The sequence below is a fragment of the Streptomyces sp. BV286 genome, from assembly GCF_019090165.1.
Classification (GTDB): domain Bacteria; phylum Actinomycetota; class Actinomycetes; order Streptomycetales; family Streptomycetaceae; genus Streptomyces.
This window is the reverse complement of the sequence record NZ_JAHRIB010000056.1, coordinates 21,727-43,245: the sequence shown is the minus strand read 5'-3', so window position 1 is coordinate 43,245 and position 21,519 is coordinate 21,727. Positions and strand designations below refer to the sequence as shown.

Annotated in this window: 15 protein-coding genes and 1 pseudogene; 11 read left to right on the top strand and 5 right to left on the bottom strand. The window is 70.4% G+C overall.

Features of this window, described 5'->3' with window-relative positions; all coding sequences use genetic code 11:
• Positions 1-42: 42 nt before the first annotated feature.
• Complete coding sequence (locus KUF83_RS07810) at positions 43-714, top strand: hypothetical protein (protein ID WP_254643516.1); 672 nt, start codon at positions 43-45, stop codon at positions 712-714.
• 226 nt (positions 715-940) lie between these two features.
• A complete protein-coding gene (locus KUF83_RS07805) occupies positions 941-1,291 on the top strand; it encodes a hypothetical protein (RefSeq protein ID WP_217453843.1) in 351 nt (116 codons plus the stop codon).
• A gap of 128 nt (positions 1,292-1,419) precedes the next feature.
• Here the strand turns inward: KUF83_RS07805 and KUF83_RS07800 are convergent, their stop codons facing one another.
• Complete coding sequence (locus tag KUF83_RS07800) at positions 1,420-1,776, bottom strand: hypothetical protein (protein ID WP_217453842.1); 357 nt, start codon at positions 1,774-1,776, stop codon at positions 1,420-1,422.
• 177 nt (positions 1,777-1,953) lie between these two features.
• On the opposite strand from KUF83_RS07800, the gene KUF83_RS07795 reads away from it, so the two are divergent.
• The 5 genes and pseudogenes from KUF83_RS07795 to KUF83_RS41820 all read left to right on the top strand — a co-directional run.
• On the top strand, positions 1,954-2,961 hold the full coding sequence (locus KUF83_RS07795; protein ID WP_217453841.1) for a helix-turn-helix transcriptional regulator: 1,008 nt from the start codon (positions 1,954-1,956) through the stop codon (positions 2,959-2,961).
• Between the two features lie 343 nt (positions 2,962-3,304).
• A complete protein-coding gene (locus KUF83_RS42945) occupies positions 3,305-3,544 on the top strand; it encodes a hypothetical protein (RefSeq protein WP_374106015.1) in 240 nt (79 codons plus the stop codon).
• A gap of 66 nt (positions 3,545-3,610) precedes the next feature.
• Positions 3,611-5,110 carry a DUF6531 domain-containing protein gene (locus tag KUF83_RS07790; RefSeq protein ID WP_374106013.1) on the top strand — a complete coding sequence of 500 codons (1,500 nt, stop codon included), beginning with the start codon at positions 3,611-3,613 and terminating at the stop codon, positions 5,108-5,110.
• A 240-nt stretch (positions 5,111-5,350) separates the two neighbouring features.
• Positions 5,351-5,500: a hypothetical protein gene (locus tag KUF83_RS07785; RefSeq protein WP_217453840.1), complete on the top strand. Its 150-nt coding sequence runs from the start codon at positions 5,351-5,353 to the stop codon at positions 5,498-5,500.
• A 91-nt stretch (positions 5,501-5,591) separates the two neighbouring features.
• Positions 5,592-5,765, top strand: a pseudogene (locus KUF83_RS41820) (IS5/IS1182 family transposase); the annotation flags it as partial.
• A 167-nt stretch (positions 5,766-5,932) separates the two neighbouring features.
• On the opposite strand, the gene KUF83_RS07780 reads toward KUF83_RS41820, so the two are convergent.
• Both KUF83_RS07780 and KUF83_RS07775 read right to left on the bottom strand, forming a co-directional pair.
• The gene (locus KUF83_RS07780) at positions 5,933-6,634 is read right to left on the bottom strand and encodes an SDR family oxidoreductase (protein WP_217453839.1); all 702 of its coding nucleotides are present in this window, start codon (positions 6,632-6,634) and stop codon (positions 5,933-5,935) included.
• A gap of 115 nt (positions 6,635-6,749) precedes the next feature.
• A complete protein-coding gene (locus KUF83_RS07775) occupies positions 6,750-10,214 on the bottom strand; it encodes a hypothetical protein (RefSeq protein ID WP_308402942.1) in 3,465 nt (1,154 codons plus the stop codon).
• Between the two features lie 104 nt (positions 10,215-10,318).
• Between KUF83_RS07775 and KUF83_RS07770 the strand changes: the two genes are divergently transcribed.
• A complete protein-coding gene (locus tag KUF83_RS07770; protein WP_308402941.1) occupies positions 10,319-11,875 on the top strand; it encodes a glycosyltransferase family 39 protein in 1,557 nt (518 codons plus the stop codon).
• Positions 11,876-11,952: 77 nt separating this feature from the next.
• Here the strand turns inward: KUF83_RS07770 and KUF83_RS07765 are convergent, their stop codons facing one another.
• On the bottom strand, positions 11,953-12,864 hold the full coding sequence (locus KUF83_RS07765) for a trans-aconitate 2-methyltransferase (protein WP_217453838.1): 912 nt from the start codon (positions 12,862-12,864) through the stop codon (positions 11,953-11,955).
• 210 nt (positions 12,865-13,074) lie between these two features.
• Positions 13,075-14,790, bottom strand: a complete 1,716-nt coding sequence (locus tag KUF83_RS07760; protein WP_217453837.1) for a glycoside hydrolase family 6 protein — start codon at positions 14,788-14,790, stop codon at positions 13,075-13,077.
• 329 nt (positions 14,791-15,119) lie between these two features.
• Between KUF83_RS07760 and KUF83_RS07755 the strand changes: the two genes are divergently transcribed.
• From KUF83_RS07755 to KUF83_RS07745, 3 genes are all read left to right on the top strand, one after another.
• On the top strand, positions 15,120-15,413 hold the full coding sequence (locus KUF83_RS07755; protein ID WP_217453836.1) for a hypothetical protein: 294 nt from the start codon (positions 15,120-15,122) through the stop codon (positions 15,411-15,413).
• 281 nt (positions 15,414-15,694) lie between these two features.
• Entirely contained in the window at positions 15,695-18,607 is a 2,913-nt protein-coding gene (locus KUF83_RS07750; protein ID WP_217453835.1) for a glycoside hydrolase family 48 protein, read from the top strand.
• 209 nt (positions 18,608-18,816) lie between these two features.
• On the top strand, positions 18,817-21,483 hold the full coding sequence (locus KUF83_RS07745) for a cellulose binding domain-containing protein (protein WP_217453834.1): 2,667 nt from the start codon (positions 18,817-18,819) through the stop codon (positions 21,481-21,483).
• The last annotated feature ends 36 nt before the right edge of the window (positions 21,484-21,519 follow it).

Below are 21,519 nucleotides of genomic sequence, written 5' to 3'. Positions count from 1 at the left end.
CGGACCGGCGCAGCGGGATCCGCCCGCTTCACGTTGCCCACCTTGCCGATCGAGGAATACCCGCAGCTTCCCGAGCCCGGACCTGCTTCCGGCACCCTGTCCGGCGGGACGCTCACCGAAGCCGTCAGCCAGGTTGCCTGCGCGGTCAGCAACGACAGCGCAGTTCCGTCCCTCGCCGGTATCTCCCTTCGCCACGACCAGGACGCCGACACCCTCACGCTCACCGCCACCGACCGCTACCGGTTCGCCGTACGCACCATCGCCTGGAAGCACTGCAACCTGGACGCTGACCACACCGCCCTCGCCTTCGGCAAAGGCCTCCTGGACACCGTCAAAGCCGCCGCCGACGCCGCCACCCTGAATCTGACACTGGCCGGCACACCCGGCGCCAGCGGCCTGTTCAGCCTGCGCGACGCCCACCACACCACCACCCTGCGCGCACTCGAAGGCGCACTGCCCGCCTACAACTCGCTGTTTCCCGACGAGTTCGCCCACACTGCCACCGTGGACATCGCCCCACTCAAGGAAGCCGTCCAGCCCGTCGCCGTGGTCGCCACCAGGAACACCCCGGTCCGGCTGACCTTCACCACCGACGGCACCCTCGTGCTGGAGGCCGGGACCAGCGACGAAGCCCAAGCCATCGACAACGTCACCACGGCTCTTGAGGGCGGCGACCTGAACATCGCCTTCAACCCCGGCTTCCTCATCGACTGACTCAATGCCCTCACCACCCAGTCCGCTGAAGCCGTCGACTTCCATTTCACCTCCCCCACCAAGCCGGCCATCCTGCGCGGCCACGACAGCGACGACCAGGGCCTGCGCTACGCGCTCATGCCTGTCCGGCTCACCGACTGACCGCCTCCACTACCTGCGGGGTGGCCGTCGACAACGGCTCCGGCCGCCCCGCAGCACCACCCCGCCCGCTCCCGAAAGGACCCTCGTGCCTCACCAGAGCGCCCACACCACCGTCTCCCGCCCGCCGATCGTCGTCCTGTGCGGATCGACCCGGTACTGGGAGCAGCTCAACGAAGCCAATGCATACGAGACAGCGGCCGGCCGCATCGTCCTCGCACCCGGCTGCAACCTCAAGCAGGACCACCCGCTGTGGGCGGACCCGGCCCGGGCCGACCGGCTCAAGCAAGTGCTGGACGACCTGCACCTACGGAAGATCGACCTCGCTGACGAAGTGCTTGTGGTCAACCCGGACGGGTATATCGGCGACAGCACCCGCCGCGAGATCGACTACGCCCACAGCGTCGGCAAGCCCATCCGCTATACCCATCCCGCCTGACACGAACACAGCGCCCCTCTCTCGCGGCCAGTCGCGGGAGGGGGCGCTTTTTGCGTTCAGGGCAGTTCACATCTTCAGGACCAGCATCAGCGCCGTGAACGCCGCCAGCCTGAAGCTCAGCCACACGTCTACGGGTACAGGGTGTGGAGGTTGCGCGTGCTGCAGTCGCAGTCCTTGTGCTGAGACGCCTCGATCACGTACACGGGGCTTCGCTTGGTCGCCGTCCCACTACTGCCATCGGACCAGGCAAGCCATTCCCCGCCCACCTTGATCCGCACATAGGCAAGACCCTGGCAATCGCCGTCGTTCTTCTTCTTGGTTGTGGCCTTGTGATCGTCGACGTCGGCCTCGTAGGTGGTGTCGTCAGAACAGTTCCGCTTCCAATCGTGACTGTCGGCTGCGGATGCGGGTGCGGCAACGAACACCGTCGCGCCCAAGGCGGCGGCAGCCAGGGTGACTGCGTACTTTGCCCGGGTAAGTGTCATGGATTCTCCCCGTTTCTTATAGCTACTGGGTCACGCACTGGCTCCTGCCAGCTCGACGGTGGTGCGGTAGGCGCGCGGCCCTCGCGCCGCGTTGAACCTGAGCATCGCTGACGCGAGCATGGTCATCCCAGGGCTTTTGGCCGTGCCTGAAAAGCCCAGGCAGCAAGGGGGAAGCGCATGCTCCGGATCCATTTCACCGACGCCGACCTGGCCCGCACGCGTGTTGCGGCCGCTCCCAACGCGCTGTGGGAGATTTGCATGAGCCTGCACCGCTTCCAGACCCGCCACGGTCGCTGGGCCTACGCGGACTGGTATTACGAGGCCCGTGCCCAGCTGCACGCCACACACCTCGCCCACACTGTGAGAAAGCTGTTGCTGCCGCTGGTCCCGCGTGCCGCCTACTTCCCTGACTTCCTCACCCCATCCGAGGCTGCCGAAGGGCTCGACACCGGCTTGGAGGCCATCCTGGCCACCCCGCGGCGCCGTGTGCTCGAGGAGGTCGGCTTCCTCGCCCACGGCAACAGGGCACCCGCCTGGGCACCTCGTCTGGCCGAGCCCGGCTTACGCGAAGAACTGGTACAGGCGATGCGCGCCTACCACGCCACGGTCATCGCCCCGCACTACGAGCGCGTTCTGGCCCGCATCGAAGCCGAACGGTCCGCCCGTGCCCGCGCCGTGCTCGACAAGGGCATCGAGGGGCTCCTCAGGAACCTGGGCCCCGGACTGCGGTGGCAGCCCCCCGTCCTGCACACCGTCTATCCCAAGGACCGCGACCTGTACTTGAACGGCCGCGGACTCCTCCTGATCCCGTCCTACTTCTGTTGGGGCACCCCGGTGACCTTCGGCGACACCACGCTGGATCCCGTCCTGACCTACCCCCTCAGCCACGAGCCCCACCACTCGTCCCTTCCCGGGGACCTCGGCTCCGGCGTCCCTCTGGCCACCCTGCTCGGCCGCACCCGCGCCGCCGTCCTGCGCGCAGTCGCCACCGGCGCCACCACTGGGGAAGTCGCCCAAGCAACCGGGGTCTCGGCGTCATCCGCCAGCCAACATGCCACCGCTTTGCGGGACGCCGCCTTGATCGTCAGCCACCGGCACGCCACGTCCGTGCTGCACACCCTCACCCCGTTGGGAGCCGCGCTCCTGCGCGCCAACGGGTCTGGTGCGCGGTCGGGTGGCATCTGAGCCGGCTTGCCCTCCAGACTGCGTGACCGAAACTGTCACGCAAACCTGTGCCGGACCCAACCCCGCTGAATAGCTCGTGGCTGGCTGGATATCGCGGTCGTTCCGCAGCTCCGACGGCTCTCTGCGGTCCGTCCGGTTCCCGCTTCGATTCATCCAGATGTTCGGCTGTTCTGCAGCGGCTGTGCCCAGCGGGTCGGTTGCGGTATTCCGGATGACCCACGACCGCCCACAGGCCGGTCGTTTTGTGCGGTTGAGCAAGGGCTGGTACTGGTTGTCACTTCCTCAACATGGGAACAAATTTTCGGGGTGCAGCCCAGCACTCGGTCGCTGTGTGGTGGATGCTGTGCGCGGCCAGTTACGCGGGCTGGTGGCCGCGCTGGCCGTGTTGTCGCTGGCCGCGACCGCGGTCCCGGCCTTCGCCGAGCCGATGGCCGACCCCGCCGATCCACAGCCGGTCTCCGCGTGGGGCCGCGGCGGTCCGGCGGAGAAGGTGCCGGAGGTGAAGGTCGGCGAGACGAAGCCGGCCGCTCCGGTCGCCGAGGCCGAGCTCTCCCCGGAGCGCTCCGAGTGGCGCGAGGCGTAGGAGGAGCGCGCCACCACCCCGCCCGGTGCCCGGCGTTCGGGTGGCGCTGCTGTCCGGGCGGATGAGGTGGCGCTGGCCGCGTACGTCCCCGAGGGTCAGGGCAAGGTGCCCTGGCATCAGAGCTCCGACTTCCGGATCACCGACTCCCTGGTCGCGAGCGTCAACTACTCCACCGGCAACCTCCTGCTGGCCGGTACCGACTTCGACGTCGCCGGCGTGGGCCAGAGCATCACCCTGGCGCGCACGTACAACTCGCTCGACGCCCCGTGGGGCAAGGTTTCCCAGCGCTGGTGGCAGACCTACGAGCGCTACGCGCAGATCAGCGCAGCCGATTTCGTGCTCTACGACTCGACCGGCGCCTCCTGGATGTTCACGAAGAACGCCGACGGCACCTACAAGACACCGGCCGGGTACCGCAAGGACCTGAAGGCGAACGCGGACGGCACGTTCACCCTCGCCGACCGCAAGTCCGGCTCGAAGGACACCTACAACGCCTCCGGCACCCTGACGAAGATCACGGACAAGAACAAGGGCGTCATCACCGTCGACCAGCACGACGAGGGCGCCGAGCACAAGGGTTTCAAGGTCACCGAGACCCGCTCCGGCCGCTGGGTCGACCTGCTGAAGACGAACGCCTCGCAGTGGCAGGCCAAGGACCACACCGGCCGTACCGCCGTCTTCGACCTCAACCCCGCCGGCGACCTGGCCAAAACCACCGACACCGAGGGCAAGCCGACCTCCCTCGACTACGACTCCTCCCGCCGCCTGACGAAGATCACCACCCCTGAGGGCCGCGTCACCGTCTTCACCTACGACGGAGCCAACCGCGTCACCAGCATGCTCCGCGCCACCGAGTTCAACGGCACGGGCCACACCGGTCCCACCTACCGCTACGCCTACACCGCCGACGAGCCGCTTGCGGCGGGCACCACCACTGTCACCGATCCCGAATCCCACGCCACCAAGTACGTGCACGACGCCAAGGGCAAGGTCTCCAAGGTCACCGACCCCCTCAACCACTCCCGCTCGCGCACCTACGACGCGAACAACAACGTTGCCACCGCCACCGACGCCGCAGGCGTGGGCGGACCCGGCGGCGTCGGCGAAGTCACCGAGTACGGATGGGACGCCAAGAGCAACCCCACCTCCGCCACACTGCCCACCGGGGCGCAGTCGACGGCCGGCTACCAGAGCATCGCGGGCATCGAACTGCCCAACACGGCGACGGACGCCAACGACCAGAAGACCACCATGAAGTACGACACCGCCGGCAACACCACCTCGGTGGCCACCGAGGGCACCGGGGGCGGCAACCAGACCTTCGAGTACAACAAGAGCGCCCCGACCTGCGGCGGCTTCGAGGGCCAGCGCTGCAAGGCCACCACGAAGATGACGGCGACGAAGTCGGTGAGCACCGCCTTCGAGTACCACACACAGGGCAACCTGAAGAAGGCCACCCCGCCCGCCCCGCTCGCCGCCACCACCTACACCTACGACGCACTGGGCCGGACCGAGACCACCACCGACGGCCGCGGCATCAAGAGCGTGTCGGTGCAGCCGCCTTAAGTACCGGCCTTGGCGTCGCAGGAGGCACTCTGGAGGGCGATTCGGCCGGTCAGATTGCCGCCACGGGAATTCTCAGCGCAGCCGGCGGCGGGGTAGGCGTAGCAATGAAGGCCGTAGGAGCCGTCGGCAAGACAGCTACAGCCGTCGACTTGGGCTACGCGGCAGGAGGCTACGCCGGAGGCGCCGCGATCGGCGGATGGGACTGGAGCTGATCATCTGCGAACAAGAAGGGGCGCAACCGTGGAGAACCTCACTCTAGCCGCCGGAGGCGGCAGCAGCTTCTGGCCCACCGGCGTCGTGATGATCGTCGTCATCACCGTCATTGTGGTGCTGATCGGTATCTGGCGAAGCCACAACGCAAAAAGGGGAACCGGAGGCCCGGGGAAGTAGGAAGAGCGAAGGTTTCGAGCCGCAACAGGGTTCTGCCGAACAGGTAACGACAGTGGTACTCGTACGGCGGCAACGGGTACGAGGACCACTTCGTGGCATCCACCATCGCATTGCCCGCAGGGGCGTCTGGACCGTGGAGCGAGCGGTGGCCTGGCTTGCAGGATGCTGCCGTCTGCCCCAGCGCTACGAGCGCAAGGCCGAACACTTCCTCGCCTTCGCAGGCGTCGCCTCCACCCTCATCTGCTACCGGCGGATTGTCAGATGAGGGACCTCACTGAGCGTCAGGCTGGCGGCACGCGAGGAGGATTCCCCCAAGGGTGCTCTCGGCCGAGGTGAGCGTCCTGCGTTCTTCGACGGTGAAGCCAGCCTCGTTGAGCCGGCCAACGAGCAGCTCGTTCAGTTCCCCCTTGGCCTCTCCCAGCACGGTTCGACTCAGACGGGCTGTCCGATCGGCCGTACGACCACCGTGTTCACATCCACCCCGCTCGGCTGCCGGATCGCCCAGACGACCGACTCCGCGAGCTGGTCCGAGGTGAGGAGGTGGCCGGGCGGCAGGCTGCCGTAGTTGTCCCAGAACGGTGTCTCCACCCGGCCGGGCGAGATCAGGGTCACGCCCACTCCGTACTCGGTGACCTGCCGCCGGGTGTTCTCGGCGAGGCCGGTCACGGCCCACTTCGTCGCCCCGTAGATGTTGCCGGGCGTGTGGATGTGCCCGGCGACGCTGCCGACGAGCACGATCCTCCCCCGCGTCTCCTTCAGGCGGTCGATCGACGCCCGGATGAGCAGCGCCGGCCCGAGCACGTTGGTGAGCACCATGTCCCGCCAGCCGGCCGGGTCACCCTCGGCGACGGTGTCGTGCGTGGCGTACCCGGCGTTGGCGACGACGGTGTCGAGCCGTCCGAACTCCTTCACCGTCGCCTCGACGGCCGCCTGGACGTGGTCGTAGTCGGCCGCGTCCCCGGGGATGGTCAACAGCCCCGCGGGCTCCCCGAGTTGTTCCGCGAACGCGCGCAGCCGCGGTTCCCCGCGCCCCGTCACCGTCACCCGGTGCCCGGCGTCGAGCAGTTGCCGGGCGACCGCCGCGCCGATACCGCTGCCGCCGCCGGTGATCAGTGCCACTGGTGAGTCGGTCATGTCTTCCCCCATGTCGTGTTCCGCCAAGGGCCCGGAGTCCATCACTTGGAGTGCGCTCGATGTCAACACCCCCTGGCGGACGTCGACTTCGGCGCGCGGGGCGGCCGGGGCACGGTCAGCACGTCCGCCGGTACGACACGGTCGGCAGGTACGTGCGCCACTGTTCCGCGGTCGCGCCGCCGTCCGCCCGGGCGCACACGGCCTCGGCGGCGCTCGCGGGGGCCAGCGCGTACCCCCGCTGGGGCAGATGCCGTGTGGCCACCCTCAACTCCCGGTTCCCGGGGGTGAATCCGACCGCGAGCACCCGTCCGTCGCCCACGCGCACCGACGCGGGCGGCAGGCGGGGTGACGCGGTCTCCCAGACGCGCACGGAGCCGTCCTCGTCGCCGGCCGCGAGCAGTGAGCCGTCGGCGGAGAAGGCGAACACCGGCGGCGCCATCGCGTCGTCGGTGTCGACGAGGACGGCGATCCGGCGTTGCCCACGGACGTCCCACAGGGAGGTCCGCCCGTTGGTGGTGGCGACGGCCAGGTACCGTCCGTCGGGGCTGAAGGCCGCCCCTTCCACCGAGTCCTCGCCCCGGACCGCCCTGGTTCTGCGGCCCGTCGGCACGTCGATCAGTTCGCCGTCCGCGTCGAGGACGAAGCGTCCGGTGGGAGCGACGGCCACCGCGTCCGTCTGCGGCGTCCCCACCGTCCAGGTTCCGGGCCGGTCGCCCCTGCGCCGGACCTCGAGGCCGCCGGCGGTGTTGACGGCGGTGAAGAGCGTGCCGTCACGGTCCACGGCCCGGGCCATGTACGGCGGCCCGGGGGACGGGATCGCCCGTCCGCCCTGGTCGAACACCGCGTGGGTGAGCGGCTTCCGCCGCCATGTCACCTCGCCGACGAGGCCTGTGAGCGAGAACGTACGGATGCTGTTCGTCTGCCCGCCTTCGCGGTACCGCAGCACCGCGTCCTGGGTGTCGAGCCGGTATTCACTGACGGTGCGGTTGGGGACGGGGAAGGTGATGATCGGCTGGTCGGGGCTGTCCGTGCGCCAGACCGCGAAGCGGCCGCCGGACCAGGTCAGGGCGTGGTCCCCCGCGGTGTCGAAGCGCACGGCCGTCTGCCCGAGGCCGTTCAGCGGCAGGGGAGCGCGCTCACGTCCCGCGCGGAAGTCCCAGGTGTGGACACCGTCCGTGTTCACGACGGCCACGGCCCTGCCGTCGGGCGTGAACCCGAACTCGTCCCCTGCGGGTCCGCAGAGACGCCGCTCCGTGCCGCGCGGCCAGTTGGGCGTCACACGGCGGCCGTCGGCGATGTCGTACATCTCCAGTCTCGCCCTGGGCCGGATGCACCAGGCGACCAGCCGGTCGTCCGGGCTCACCACCGGCATGTGGCCGCCGTCCTCCGCACGCCCGTACGTGAGGAGGCGCTTGCTGCTCCGCACGTCCCACACCTGGATGCGGGCGCGGTCCCGGCCCATGTGCCGCTTGTCGACGAGGAGGCGGCCGCTCGGTGAGAACGCCGCGTCGTCGTCACGCCGGTCGCCGGTCGGCAGGTGCCGCACCGTCCGGCCCGCCAAGTCCCGCACGGAGATGCCTTTTCCGGTGTGGTAGGCGATCCACCGTCCGTCCCCGGACACGTCGGTGACACCCTCGGAGATGCCGGGGACCCGCACCGACCGGGCCTCGCGCTCCGCGCGCACGTCCCACTGCCTCACCCGGTCGTGCGACACCGTGGTCAGCAGGCGGCCGTCCCCGCTAAGCCACGAGGGCGCGTTCCGGGCCAGGTCGTCGGGTGGGGTGTACGTCGTCTCCTCACGCTGACCGGCGGCCGCCCGCACGGCCGCCCGGGTCTCCGGCACATCGGCGATCCGCCAGGCCACGACGGACAGCCGCATCGCGGTACGCGGATCGGACGTGCGCAACTCCCCCGCCACGGCGGCGATCCGGCGGGCCTCGGCCTCGTCGCGCTGCCGGGCGTTCGTGTCGCTCTGCCGCCAGGCGGCCACCCCGGCGACGAGGGCGGCACACAGCAGCGCCGCCAGCGCGGCCGTGAGGGCCCGCAGCCGCCGTGCGGTACGCGTGGCCGCACGCACCCCTCGCTCGTACGAGTCGACGCTCGCGGTCAGGAAGTCGCGCTCCGACGGGCTCAGCGCCGAGAGGTCGGTGAATGTCTCGCGGGCCGCGGTGAGCCGGGTGCCGCGGTACAACGCCCCAGGATCTCGGGCGAGTTCGGTCCAGGCCTGGGCCGACTCGGTCAGCCGCCGGTGCAGCCGCAGCCGTTCCCGGTCCTCGTCGATCCAGCCCTTCAGCCTGGGCCAGCCGTCGATGAGCGCCTCGTGGGCGAGGTCGACGACCGTGCCGTCGACCGTCAGCAGGCGGGCGCGGACCAGGCGTTCGAGCACCCGCTCGGTGGCGGGATCGGCGGCGAGTTCGGCACGCTCGACCGGGCGGCGGGTGTCGCAGGTGCCGTCTCCGGGCGACACCATGCGCAGCAACAGAGCCCGGGCGGCGCCGGCTTCGGCGGGCGTGAAGGTCCCGTGGACCTCTTCCGCCGTGTGGGCGACAGCGCCGCGTACGCCCCCGATCGCGTCGTACGCGGCCTCGGTGAGCGTCTTGCCCGAGCGCCGTCGCCACACCTCACGCAGCGCGTGCGCCATCAGCGGCAGGCCACCCGGCTCACCCGCCACATCGGCCGTGATCCGCGCGGTCAGGGCGCGTTCGACGACGAGCCGGGCGTCGGAGGCGGGCCGGACGATCGCCTCGCGCAGGCGGTCGGCCGGCATGGGGCCGACGAGGAAGTTCGCGTCGGAGAACGCTTCCGCCAGCGGGCCGTGCTCGGCGCAGCGTCCGTAGAAGTCGGCTCGGACGGCCACGATCACGCGCAGTCGGCTGTCCGGGTCCCGTGCGGTGAGCAGGCGGCCGAGGAACGCGGCCCGTTCGGCGGGGTCGCGGCAGAGCGAGAACACCTCCTCGAACTGGTCGACCACGAGGAGCGTGTCCCCGGGTACCTCACCAGCCGCGGGCGCGTCGGTGGCGTGCGGGGTGAAGAGGGCCCGGTGGGTGCGGTCCGGGCGGTCGCCGGGGGTGAGGATCCGGATGGCGGCGATCCCCTCGCCGGACGCCCGCAGAGCGGGGACGAGTCCGGCGCGCAGCAACGACGACTTGCCGCTGCCGGAGGCACCGATGACGGCCAGGATGCGTCGCCTGCCCGTCAGTTCGAGGAGTTCCGCGACCAGCTCGTCACGCCCGTGGAACGCGTACCGGTCGTCCGCCTCGAAGCGGGCCAGTCCCGGATAGGGCGAGTCGCCGCCCTCCGGGGGCCGGGCATCGGCCTCCTCGGCGAGCGTTTCGCCCCATCGTCGTTCCCACGCGTGCCAGTCGCCGCCGCACGCGGTCACGTAGGCCAGGAGCACGGGCAGGGAGGGCAGCTTCTCGCCGGACGCCGCCGCGGAGAGGGTCGGCGCGGAGTAGGGGGCGTTCCGTGCCATGTCCCGGTAGGTGGGTGCGCCCGCCTCGTCCCGGAGCTTGCGCAGTTCGTACGCGAAGCGCTGCACGGGCCCGGCGGCCGGGTCCAGCGGTTTCTCCCGGCGTCCCACAGGCGTTTCCCCCGTCCCCGGACACAACCGTCCCCCACCGCACGGTAGCAAGCGCCGCCGCTGCGACGGTCCGCGTCCGACCACGGCCGGCCCCGGATTGATAGGTGCCCAGAACGGGCCTGCGCATCAATCCTCCGGCGGCTGGACTCGGCATTTCTGAGTCCTTCCGTCGTCACCCCGCCGGCGACGCCCACACCCGGGAGACCGTCATCGCCACCGTCCAGTCCGTCCGCGCCTCCCCCACAACGGCCGTGCGTGCGGCGGGCGTCACCCCTCGGCGCCCCGGCCCGCTCCTGTCCCTGCTGCCCGTCCTCCTCACCCTCGCCCTGGGTCTGTGGGGTGTCCGCCGGGGCGGCTCGCTGTGGCGGGACGAGGCGGTCACGTACGACATGGCACACCGGAGCCTGCCCGACCTGTGGGGCACACTCGCCGACGCCGACGCGGTGCACGGGGCGTACTACCTCCTCCTGCACGCCCTCTACGCCCTGTTCGGCGACGCCGATCCGCTCCTCGTCATGCGGCTGCCGTCGGTCCTGGCCACCGCGGTGGCCACGGCGGGCGTGGTCCGGCTCGGGCACCGGCTCGCGTGCCCGCAGGCGGGGCTCCTGGCGGGGTTCGTCTTCGCCCTCCTGCCGCCCGTGCAGGAGTACGCCCAGGAGGGCCGTTCGTACGCACTCGTGTGCGCGCTGGTCGTGTGGGCCACGTACGCGCTGGTGGGGGCGGTGGCCGTGCGGCGCTCCAGGTCCTGGGCCGGCTACGGCGCGCTGATGCTCGCGGCCTGTCTGCTGCACGAGTTCGCGGTCCTCGCGCTGGCCGCGCACGCGATCGCCGTCCCGCGCGCGGTCCGGCGCCGCTGGGCGGTGACCGCGGCCTGCGTGGTCGTCGGGCTCGCGCCCGTCGCGGTGCTGAGCACGGGCCAGTCGCAGCAGGTCGGGTGGATCGGCTTCGACGTCGTCTCGTACGTCACGTTCGCGGGCTTGGCGGCCCTCGGCATGGTCTGCGCACGCGTCCTGCCGCAGGGCACCGGCAGGGCCGTGGATCTCAGGACGGCCGCGCTCTCCCTCCTGGTCGCGCCCACGGCCGTGCTCATGCTGATGTCGTTGCTCCAGCCGCTGTACGTGGCCCGTTACGTCCTCTTCGGCAACGCCGGGGCGGCCCTGCTGGTCGGTGCCGCGCTGCACCGGGCCGGCCGGGCGGGGTGGACACGGGTCGCGGTGGTGGCGACCGTCCTCGCCCTGATCCCCGGCGCCCTGCACCTGCGTGACTCCGCGAGCCGCGTCGACGACGTCACCGCCGTCGCCCGCACGGTCCAGGAGATGAGCGGGCCCGGGGACGGCATCCTCTACATGCCGCTGCGCCGCCGCGTGTGGTCCCTGCCGTATCCGCGGGCCGTCGCGGACCTACGGGACCTGGCGCTCGACCGCGGACCGCACGCCTCCCGCACCCTGTACGGCACAGAGGTGTCCCCTTCCGCCGTCCGGACCCGCATGATCGCCGCCACCCGGATCGTCACGGTCCGCGATCCGGCCGGCCAACCGCTGGACGCCTTCGCGGGGGAAACGATGAAACGGGACGTGCTCAGGACCCACTTCGAGGAGTGCGCCACCCGCGCGGTGCACGGAGCCCGGGTCACGGCATACGCACGCCCGGGCCACTGCTAAGGGTCACAGGCACGACCACGACCACGACCACGGGCCGGCGCCCTCGCCCCGGCCCGGCCCGGCCCGGCCCGGCGAGGCTAGGGCTTCACGCCGACGTACACCGTCAGCGCCGTGAGCACGAACACGTCCGGGCGGTGGAACACGCTTGCCCGGTCGTCCGGGTCGAGGAGCCGGTCGAGGGTGGCGAGGTCGTCGGCTTCGAGTCCTTCGGCGAGGCCCTCCCGGCGGTGGGTGAGACTCGTGGCGACGAACGCACGGGCCTCGTCGGAGACGGGGGCCGGGAGGTCGAGCAGGAAGGTACGCGTCCCGGTGTGGCGCAGCCCGACCGCGGTCAGCAGGGCCGGCCAGTCCTCGACGTCCTCGACGACGGCACCGGGCAGGTCGGCCCGCATCCGCGCGAACCACTCCTGCTCGACCGCGTCCACGCGGGCCTGCAGACCGGGGCGGCCGATGCCGATGTCGCGTGGGAGGTAGCGCGAGGGCAGGCCGCCCTCCAGCAGGGCGAGGGTCCCACCGGGCGCGAGCCGGTCGACGAAACCGGCGAGGGCGCCCCGCTGGTCGCCGACGTGGTGCAGGGACCTGCTCGCCCACAGGAGGTCGGCGGGGTACTCCAGGTCGCCGAGCCCGTCGCCGAGTTCGGCCTCCAGCGTGCTGAAACGGTCGTCGATCCCGAGGCGGGCGGCCCGGGCCCGGGCCGCCTCCAGAAGGGGCGCGGCACCGTCCACGGCGACGACCCTGGCCTTCGGGAACGTGTCGGCGAGCAGACAGGAGATGACCCCGGGGCCACTGCCCGCGTCCACGATCATCTCCGGATCGGGACGCAACTCCCGCAGCCAGGCAGTCGCCTGCGTGTAGAGCGGGGTGAAGAGTTCGGCCTCCTGCTCCAGCATCGGCAGCATCTCGGCGAAGTCGATGTGGGTGTGGCCGTGGCCGTGGCTGTGGCTGTGCTCGTGGCTGTGGTTCTGGTCGTTTCCGTGGTCGTGCGTCATGGCTGCGAGCCTCTCGTTCGGGATACGGCCAGCGTGCTCCGCCTTCCCCGAAACAGCTACTCGCCTTGCGGAAACAGCAAAGAGTTCCCCGCGCCCCTCTTGGAGGGGCGCGGGGCTCTCGCATCGTGCGGCCGCGCCGCGTGGCCACGACCGGCCGCACTCAGCCGGCGGACGGACCCGCAGCCGAGGTGACCCGGCGCGGGCGGAGCGTCACAGTGCCGGGTACGCGTTCTTCATGAGCTCCTGGAACTGCGCCGAGAACCAGTGCCCGGCCAGGGGCGCGTTCCCCAGCGCACCCGACATGTTGTTGTTGTTCCGCGGGTTGCCGGTGTACGTGGGGTCGCACATCCGGTCGAAGCCCTTGCCCTCGTCGTTCGGGATGGCGGTGCTGGAGCCGTCCGACTCACCCGGGGGCTTCATCCACACGTACGCGTCGATGCCGGCGGCCGGCGACGCCTGCGGCCGTTCGCCGAGGCCGGCGCCCGACTGGTTGCACCAGTTGCCGGTGTTGAGGCGCCGGTCGAAGCGGCCTCCGTCGACGTAGGTGTCCACGGTGGTCGTCGCCCCGGGACCGGTGGGCCGGGCCGTGCCGCCCCATCCGTTGCGGGAGGTGTCGATCAGCATGCCGAGCCCGGAGGGGAAGCCGATCGAGACCAGCTGGTTGCGCATGGCCTGCGCGTAGGACTGCTCGTCGACGTACCGGTTCCAGTCGATCCACTTCGACGTACGGACCGAGGCACCGCCCACGGAGTCGTTGACCGTGAAGTGGTTCTCCTTCGTGGCGCTGTAGTTGGCGGTGTTCACGATGAACCCGTGCACGTCCGCGACGGTCGCGCCCTCGGCGGTGGCCGCCTGCTTGAACAGGTCGGCGGACGGGGCGAAGTTGTCGTCCCAGCCGAGCCAGCCGTGGTGTCCGGCGTCCACGTAGTTGTAGACGTTGGGCGCGTCGCCGAGCTTGTTCAGCGCGTAGCCGACGCCCTTGATGTAGTTGCCGTTCGCCTTCATCGTGTCGCAGTTCGCGGTGGCGGTGGCACGGGGTGAGACGTTCGTGACGAGGTTCGGCAGTGAGTCGATCTCGACGGTCGTGACGATCCGCAGGCCCGCGTACTTGGTGTCCTTGAGGATCGCCGCGATCGGGTCGATGTACTGGGTCTTGTACTTGTCGATCTCCGTCGGGCCGAGCTCGCCGTTCGACGCCAGGGCCGCACAGTCACGGCCGGGCAGGTTGTAGATCACCAGCTGGACGACCAGTTCGCCGGAGCCCTTCTGCGCCAGTGCCGCGTCCAGGTGGGCACGCAGGCCCATGCCGCCGTTCACGCCGTTGATCGCGGCGGTCCGGTCGAGCCACACCCCGGTCGGCTGGCTGGCGATCCGGCTGCCGCCGGCTTCGGCGGTGGCCTTCGCCTTCCACTCCGGGTTCACGTACACCTTGGCGCCGGAGTACGGGTTGTCCACCTTGTTGCCCGGTCCGGGCGGCGGGTCCGTGGGCCCGGGGCCGGAGCCTCCGTCGTCGACGTTGCAGGTCACACCGTCGAGGGTGAAGGCCGTGGGCAGCGCGTTGGTGCCGCTGTAGGTGCCGTTGAACCCGAAGCTGACGGAACTCCCGGTCGCGAGGGTGCCGTTGTAGCTCTCGTTGGCCGCGGTGACGGCCGTGCCGCTCTGGCTGAGCTTCGCGTTCCAGCCGCTGGTGATCTTCTGGTTTCCGGCGTACGACCACTTCACGGCCCAACTCGACTTGGCCGCGCTGTTGTTGGTCACGGTCACCGAGGTGGTGAAGCCGGTGTCCCACTGGTTCTGCACCTTGTAGTCCACGGTGCAGGGGACGGCGGCCGCGCCGACGTCCGCCGGTATCGCCGCGACGGCGGCGCCCGCGGTCCCGGCGACCAGCGCCATCGCCGCGAGAAGTGCTGTTCTGGTACGGCTCATGTGCGGGGTGTCCTATCCGTCGAGGGCGCGCTGAGGGTCACGCGGCCCGATGCCGAACGACGTGGGAGTGCCGTCGTGGGGGTGGTTCGGGGCCGGCCCGGAGCAGCGGTCCCGGGTGCTCCGGGTCCGGCCGGGGCAGTCGGTGCGCGCGTGTCGGACCACGTCGTGCCGCGGTCGACGAAGGAATGCGCGCAGGTGTTCTCACCGGTGCCGCCCGCGACATGCGGTACTCGGGCGGCCACCGGGGCGGGCATGGAGTTCCAGCAGCTCTCCGTGGCGCAGCTGTCGCGGTGGTGGAGGGCTCGCCGAACAGGCCGAGGACGACGGTCGTGCCCTCGGAGGTGCTCACGGCCGAGGCCCGGCAGGACGGTGCGTACCGCATGCCGGACATCGGCTTCTGGCAGCCGGCGCGCACGTCGGAGCAGCCCGACGAGGTGCCGGTGCACCGGCCGTGGGACCAGTGCGCTTGGAGCGTCGGTGCGTTTCGCGGCGCCCTGGAGGCCCCTGTGCCGCCGACCGGTGACGGAGTACTCCACCGTGCGGGCGGCAGCGGCTCCCGAAGCCGTGACGACCGGCGCGACCGCGGTGCCCATGGGGACGCGTGCGGCTGCACCGACCACTAAAAGAGGTAAACGCGGGGGGTGTCGCATGAGCGAGTCCTTGCAGTTCGGGCGCGCCGTTACGGACGCGTCGACTGATGGAACCGCTCCCACTGGTGCGGAAGAAGGTAGCGCCAAGTGTTGGCAAAGGACAGAGGCGCCGCACTGTTGATCTATCGAATCATTTCGACTCTTCAAGCACCTTGACCCCTTGCACCCCCATCTCCAATATGGGAGCGCTCCCACTGGTTCAAGGCTTGTTGCTCCTCCCCCCATCTCCGAGCCGCAAGGAGAGGAACCAGAACATGGCACCCAGACGCAGACGCCGTGCGCGGCGGATGTGGACCGCCGCGCTGGCGGCCCTCGCCCTCCCGTTGACCACACTGGCGACCGGCGCAACCACCGCGCAGGCAGCCGCAGTTCAGTGCAGCGTCGACTACAAGACGAACGACTGGGGCTCCGGCTTCACCGCCGAGCTCACCCTCACCAACCGCGGCACGGAGGCGATCAGCGGCTGGGACCTGACCTACGACTACGCGGGCAACCAGAAGCTCAGCAACGGCTGGAACGGCACCTGGTCGCAGTCGGGGAAGACGGTCACCGCGAAGAACACGTCCTGGAACGGGACGATCGCGGTCGGGTCCGCCGTCACCACCGGTGCCCAGTTCACGTACAGCGGCGCCAACGCGGCGCCCACCTCCTTCGCGATCAACGGCACGTCCTGCACCGGCGCCCACCAGCCGCCGATCACCGTGCTGACCAGCCCCGCGGCCGGCGCCGTCTACTCCCAGGGCGACGCGGTCCCGCTCGCGGCGACCGCGGCCGCCGCGGACAACGCGACGATCAGCAAGGTCGAGTTCTACGACGACACGACCCTGCTGGGCACCGACACCAGCTCGCCCTACACGCTTTCGGCCACTGGGTTGACCGTGGGCAGTCATTCGCTGCTCGCGAAGGCGTACGACAGCCTCGGCGCGTCGGCGGAGTCCACACCGGTCGGCATCACGGTCGCCTCCGGTCCCGCCGTGGTCGTCTCGCCGACCCAACTCGGCGTCCAGCAGGGCAAGACGGGCACGTACGACGTGAAGCTCTCGACCCGGCCCTCGGCAAACGTGACCGTGACGACCGCTCGCGCGAGCGGCAACACGGGGCTGTCCGTCACCGGCGGGGCGTCACTCACCTTCACCCCGTCGAACTGGAGCACGGCACAGAAGGTGACCGTCACCGCCAACGCCTCGGGCACCGGTTCGGCCGTCTTCGAGTCGACGGCCACCGGGCATGCCAAGTCCGCGGTCACCGTCACCCAGCTCGCCGCCTCGAAGGAGTACGACGCCCGCTTCCTGGAGCTCTACGGGAAGATCACCAACCCGGCGAACGGCTACTTCTCCCCCGAGGGCATCCCGTACCACTCGGTGGAGACACTGATCGTCGAGGCACCCGACCACGGCCATGAGACGACCTCGGAGGCGTACAGCTACCTGCTGTGGCTGCAGGCCATGTACGGCAAGGTGACGGGCGACTGGACCAGGTTCAACGGCGCCTGGGAGATCATGGAGAAGTACATGATCCCCACGAAGGCCGACCAGCCGACGAACTCGTTCTACAACGCCTCGAAGCCGGCCACGTACGCGCCCGAGCTGGACACCCCGAACGAGTATCCGGCACAGCTCGACAGCGGGGTCTCGGTCGGTCCGGACCCGATCGCCGCCGAGCTGAAGAGCGCGTACGGCACGGACGACATCTACGGCATGCACTGGCTGCAGGACGTGGACAACGTCTACGGCTACGGCAACTCGCCGGGCAAGTGCGAGGCGGGCCCCACCGACACCGGACCGTCGTACATCAACACCTTCCAGCGCGGTGCGCAGGAGTCGGTGTGGGAGACCGTGCCGCAGCCGACCTGTGACGCCTTCAAGTACGGCGGCACGAACGGGTACCTGGACCTGTTCACCAAGGACGCCTCGTACGCGAAGCAGTGGAAGTTCACCAACGCCCCCGACGCCGACGCGCGCGCCGTACAGGCCGCGTACTGGGCGGACATCTGGGCCGAGCAGCAGGGCAAGGGCTCCGCGGTCTCGGCGACCGTCGGCAAGGCCGCGAAGATGGGCGACTACCTCCGCTACTCCATGTACGACAAGTACTTCAAGAAGATCGGCAACTGCGTCGGCCCGTCGGCCTGCCCGGCCGGCACCGGCAAGGACGCCTCTCACTACCTGTTGAACTGGTACTACGCGTGGGGCGGCGCGACCGACACCGCGGCGGGCTGGGCCTGGCGCATCGGCTCCAGCCACACCCACGGCGGCTACCAGAACCCGCTGGCCGCCTACGCGCTCAGCTCGTACGCCGACCTGAAGCCCAAGTCGGCGACGGGGCAGGCGGACTGGGCCAAGTCCCTGGACCGGCAGCTGGAGTTCTACCGCTGGCTGCAGTCCAGTGAGGGTGCCATCGCGGGCGGCGCGACCAACAGCTGGGCGGGCCGCTACGCGACTCCGCCCGCCGGGACGCCGACCTTCTACGGCATGTTCTACGACGAGAAGCCCGTCTACCACGACCCGCCGTCCAACCAGTGGTTCGGCTTCCAGGCGTGGTCGATGGAACGGGTCGCCGAGTACTACCAGCAGACCGGTGACGCGGACGCCAAGGTGGTCCTCGACAAGTGGGTCGACTGGGCCCTGTCCAAGACCACGGTCAACCCCGACGGCTCCTTCCGCATCCCCAACACGCTCCAGTGGTCGGGCAAGCCCGACACCTGGAACGCGTCAAGTCCCGGTGGGAACACCGGACTTCACGTCACCGTCGCCGACTACACGAACGACGTCGGCGTGGCGGCGGCGTACGCCAAGACCCTGACGTACTACGCCGACCGCTCGGGTGACACCGAGGCGAAGACGACGGCGAAGGCGCTGCTGGACGGCATGTGGGCGAACAACCAGGACGCGCTGGGCATCGCGGTCCCGGAGACCCGCGCCGACTACAACCGCTTCGACGACCGTGTGTACGTGCCGAGCGGCTGGACCGGCAAGATGCCGAACGGCGACACGATCAACTCCTCGTCCACCTTCGACTCGATCCGTTCCTTCTACGAGGACGACCCGGCCTGGTCGAAGATCGAGGCCTATCTGGCGGGCGGCGCCGTGCCCTCCTTCACGTACCACCGGTTCTGGGCCCAGGCGGACATAGCCCTCGCCATGGGCTCATACGCGGAGCTCCTCGAATAAGTCCCCGCTGAAAGCTCCGCGGGAAGGCCGGTACGTCGGCTGCGGCTGTTCGCAGCCGGCCGCGCACCTCCCCGCGCCCCCGCACCGGGGCGCGGGGAGCGGCAGACCGTGCCGTCGGGCGGCCCTCACCCTCACCGGGGGCCGCCCTGCCTTTCGCATCCCCACCCCCACCTGCTCCTTCACCCCCACATGCGAAAGAGGGGAGCACCGTGCGAAGAACCCCTGTCCTCACGGCCGTGCTCGGTCTCGCGGCCGGGCTGCTCGCGGGAACACCCCCCGCGCTGGCCGCGCAGCCCGTCGAGAAGGCCGCACCGCCGGTGTCCGTCGCCGCCGACACGTACACCTGGAAGAACGCGCGCATCGACGGCGGCGGCTTCGTCCCCGGCATCGTCTTCAACCGGTCCGAGAAGAACCTCGCGTACGCCCGGACCGACATCGGCGGCGCCTACCGGTGGCAGGAGTCGTCGAAGACCTGGACCCCCCTGCTCGACTCGGTGGGCTGGGACCGGTGGGGGCACACCGGCGTCGTGAGCCTCGCCTCCGACCCCGTCGCACCCAGCAGGGTGTACGCGGCCGTCGGCACGTACACCAACAGCTGGGACCCCGGCAACGGCGCCGTGCTCAGGTCCGCCGACCGGGGTGCGACCTGGCAGAAGGCGGACCTGCCGTTCAAGCTGGGCGGCAACATGCCCGGGCGCGGGATGGGCGAGAGGCTCGCCGTCGATCCCCACCGCAACAGCGTGCTGTACCTGGGCGCGCCGAGCGGCAAGGGTCTGTGGCGGTCCACCGACTCGGGTGCCTCCTGGTCCCAGGTGACGAGCTTCCCGAACGTCGGCAACTACGTGCAGGATCCGACCGACACCAGCGGGTACGCCTCCGACAACCAGGGCATCGCCTGGGTCACCTTCGACGAGTCGACCGGCTCGGGCACGAACGCCACGCGGACCGTGTACGTCGGCGTCGCCGACAAGGACAACGCCGTGTACCGCTCCACCGACGCGGGCGCGACCTGGTCGCGGCTGGCCGGACAGCCCACCGGGTACCTGGCCCACAAGGGCGTCCTCGACGCGGAGAACGGCTACCTGTATCTCGCGTACAGCGACAAGGGCGGCCCCTACGACGGCGGCAAGGGCAGGCTGTGGCGGTACGCGACGGCGACCGGCACCTGGACGGACATCAGCCCGGTCGCGGAGGCAGACACCTACTACGGCTTCAGCGGACTGACCGTGGACCGGCAGAAGCCGGGCACCGTGATGGCGACCGCCTACAGCTCCTGGTGGCCCGACACGCAGATCTTCCGCTCCACGGACAGCGGCGGGACCTGGACGAAGGCCTGGGACTACACCTCGTACCCGACCCGTTCCAACCGCTACACGATGGACGTCTCGTCCTCGCCCTGGCTGACGTGGGGCGCGAACCCCTCGCCGCCCGAGCAGTCACCCAAACTCGGCTGGATGACCGAGGCGTTGGAGATCGACCCGTTCGACTCCTCCCGCATGATGTACGGGACGGGCGCGACGATCTACGGCACCGAGAACCTCGGCCAGTGGGACAGCGGGGGCCAGTTCACCATCAAGCCGATGGTGCGGGGTCTGGAGGAGACGGCGGTCAACGACCTGGCCGCTCCCCCGTCCGGCGGTGCCCAACTCCTCAGTGCACTGGGCGACATCGGCGGCTTCCGGCACACGGACCTCACCAAGGTCCCCTCGATGATGTTCACCTCGCCGAACTTCACCACCACGACGAGTCTCGACTTCGCGGAGTCCGCCCCGGGCACGGTGGTGCGGGTCGGCAACCTGGACTCGGGTCCGCACGTGGCGTTCTCGACGGACAACGGCGCCAACTGGTTCGCGGGCACCGGCCCTTCGGGCGTGAGCGGCGGCGGCACGGTCGCCTCGGCCTCCGACGGCAGCCGGTTCGTGTGGAGTCCGGAGGGCGCGGGCGTCCACCACACGACCGGGTTCGGCACGTCGTGGTCGGCGTCCACCGGCATCCCGGCCGGAGCGGTCGTCGAGTCGGACCGGGTCGACCCGAAGACCTTCTACGGTTTCAAGTCCGGCAAGTTCTACGTCAGTTCGGACGGCGGCGCCTCCTTCACGGCCTCGTCCGCGGCCGGGCTGCCGAGCGGCGACAGCGTGCGCTTCAAGGCGCTGCCCGGCACGAAGGGTGACGTGTGGCTGGCGGGCGGCGCGAGCGACGGCGCGTACGGGCTGTGGCACTCCACGGACTCCGGCGCGACCTTCACCAAGCTGCCGGGCGTCGAGCAGGCCGACACGATCGGCTTCGGCAAGGCGGCGGCCGGCGCCTCCTACCAGACGCTCTACACGAGCGCGAAGATCGGCGGCGTACGCGGCATCTTCCGCTCCACGGACAAGGGCGCGACCTGGACCCGCATCAACGACGACGCCCACCAGTGGGGCTGGACGGGCGCGGCCATCACCGGCGACCCGCGGGTCTACGGGCGCGTGTACGTCTCGACGAACGGGCGCGGTGTCATCTACGGCGACTCGTCCGACGCGGGCGGCGGCGGAGGCGGTACGGATCCGACACCGACCGGCGCCTGCGCGGTCACCTACAAGATCACGAACCAGTGGTCGGGCGGGTTCCAGGCGGACGTCCAGCTCGCCAACACCGGCTCGGCCGCCTGGAACGGCTGGGCGCTCGACTGGACCTTCCCCGACGGGCAGACCGTGACGCAGGCGTGGAACGCCGTACCCACGCAGTCCGGTACGGCGGTCACGGCGAAGAACGTGGGCTGGAACGGGAACGTGGCTGCCGGTTCCTCCGTGGGCTTCGGATTCACGGGAAGCTGGTCGGGATCGAACGGGAAACCGGCGGCGTTCAAGCTCGGCGACCAGTCCTGCACGGTGAACTGACACACCGGGTGGGACAACTGGAAGGCGGCGGCCGGG

Excerpts from the sequence above, each read along its gene's own strand:
- KUF83_RS07795 (WP_217453841.1), top strand. The coding sequence starts at position 1,954 with ATGCTCCGGATCCATTTCACCGACGCCGACCTGGCCCGCACGCGTGTT.
- KUF83_RS07780 (WP_217453839.1), bottom strand. The coding sequence starts at position 6,634 with ATGACCGACTCACCAGTGGCACTGATCACCGGCGGCGGCAGCGGTATC.
- KUF83_RS07750 (WP_217453835.1), top strand. The coding sequence starts at position 15,695 with ATGGCACCCAGACGCAGACGCCGTGCGCGGCGGATGTGGACCGCCGCG.
- KUF83_RS07760 (WP_217453837.1), bottom strand. The coding sequence starts at position 14,790 with ATGAGCCGTACCAGAACAGCACTTCTCGCGGCGATGGCGCTGGTCGCC.
- KUF83_RS07765 (WP_217453838.1), bottom strand. The coding sequence starts at position 12,864 with ATGACGCACGACCACGGAAACGACCAGAACCACAGCCACGAGCACAGC.
- KUF83_RS07800 (WP_217453842.1), bottom strand. The coding sequence starts at position 1,776 with ATGACACTTACCCGGGCAAAGTACGCAGTCACCCTGGCTGCCGCCGCC.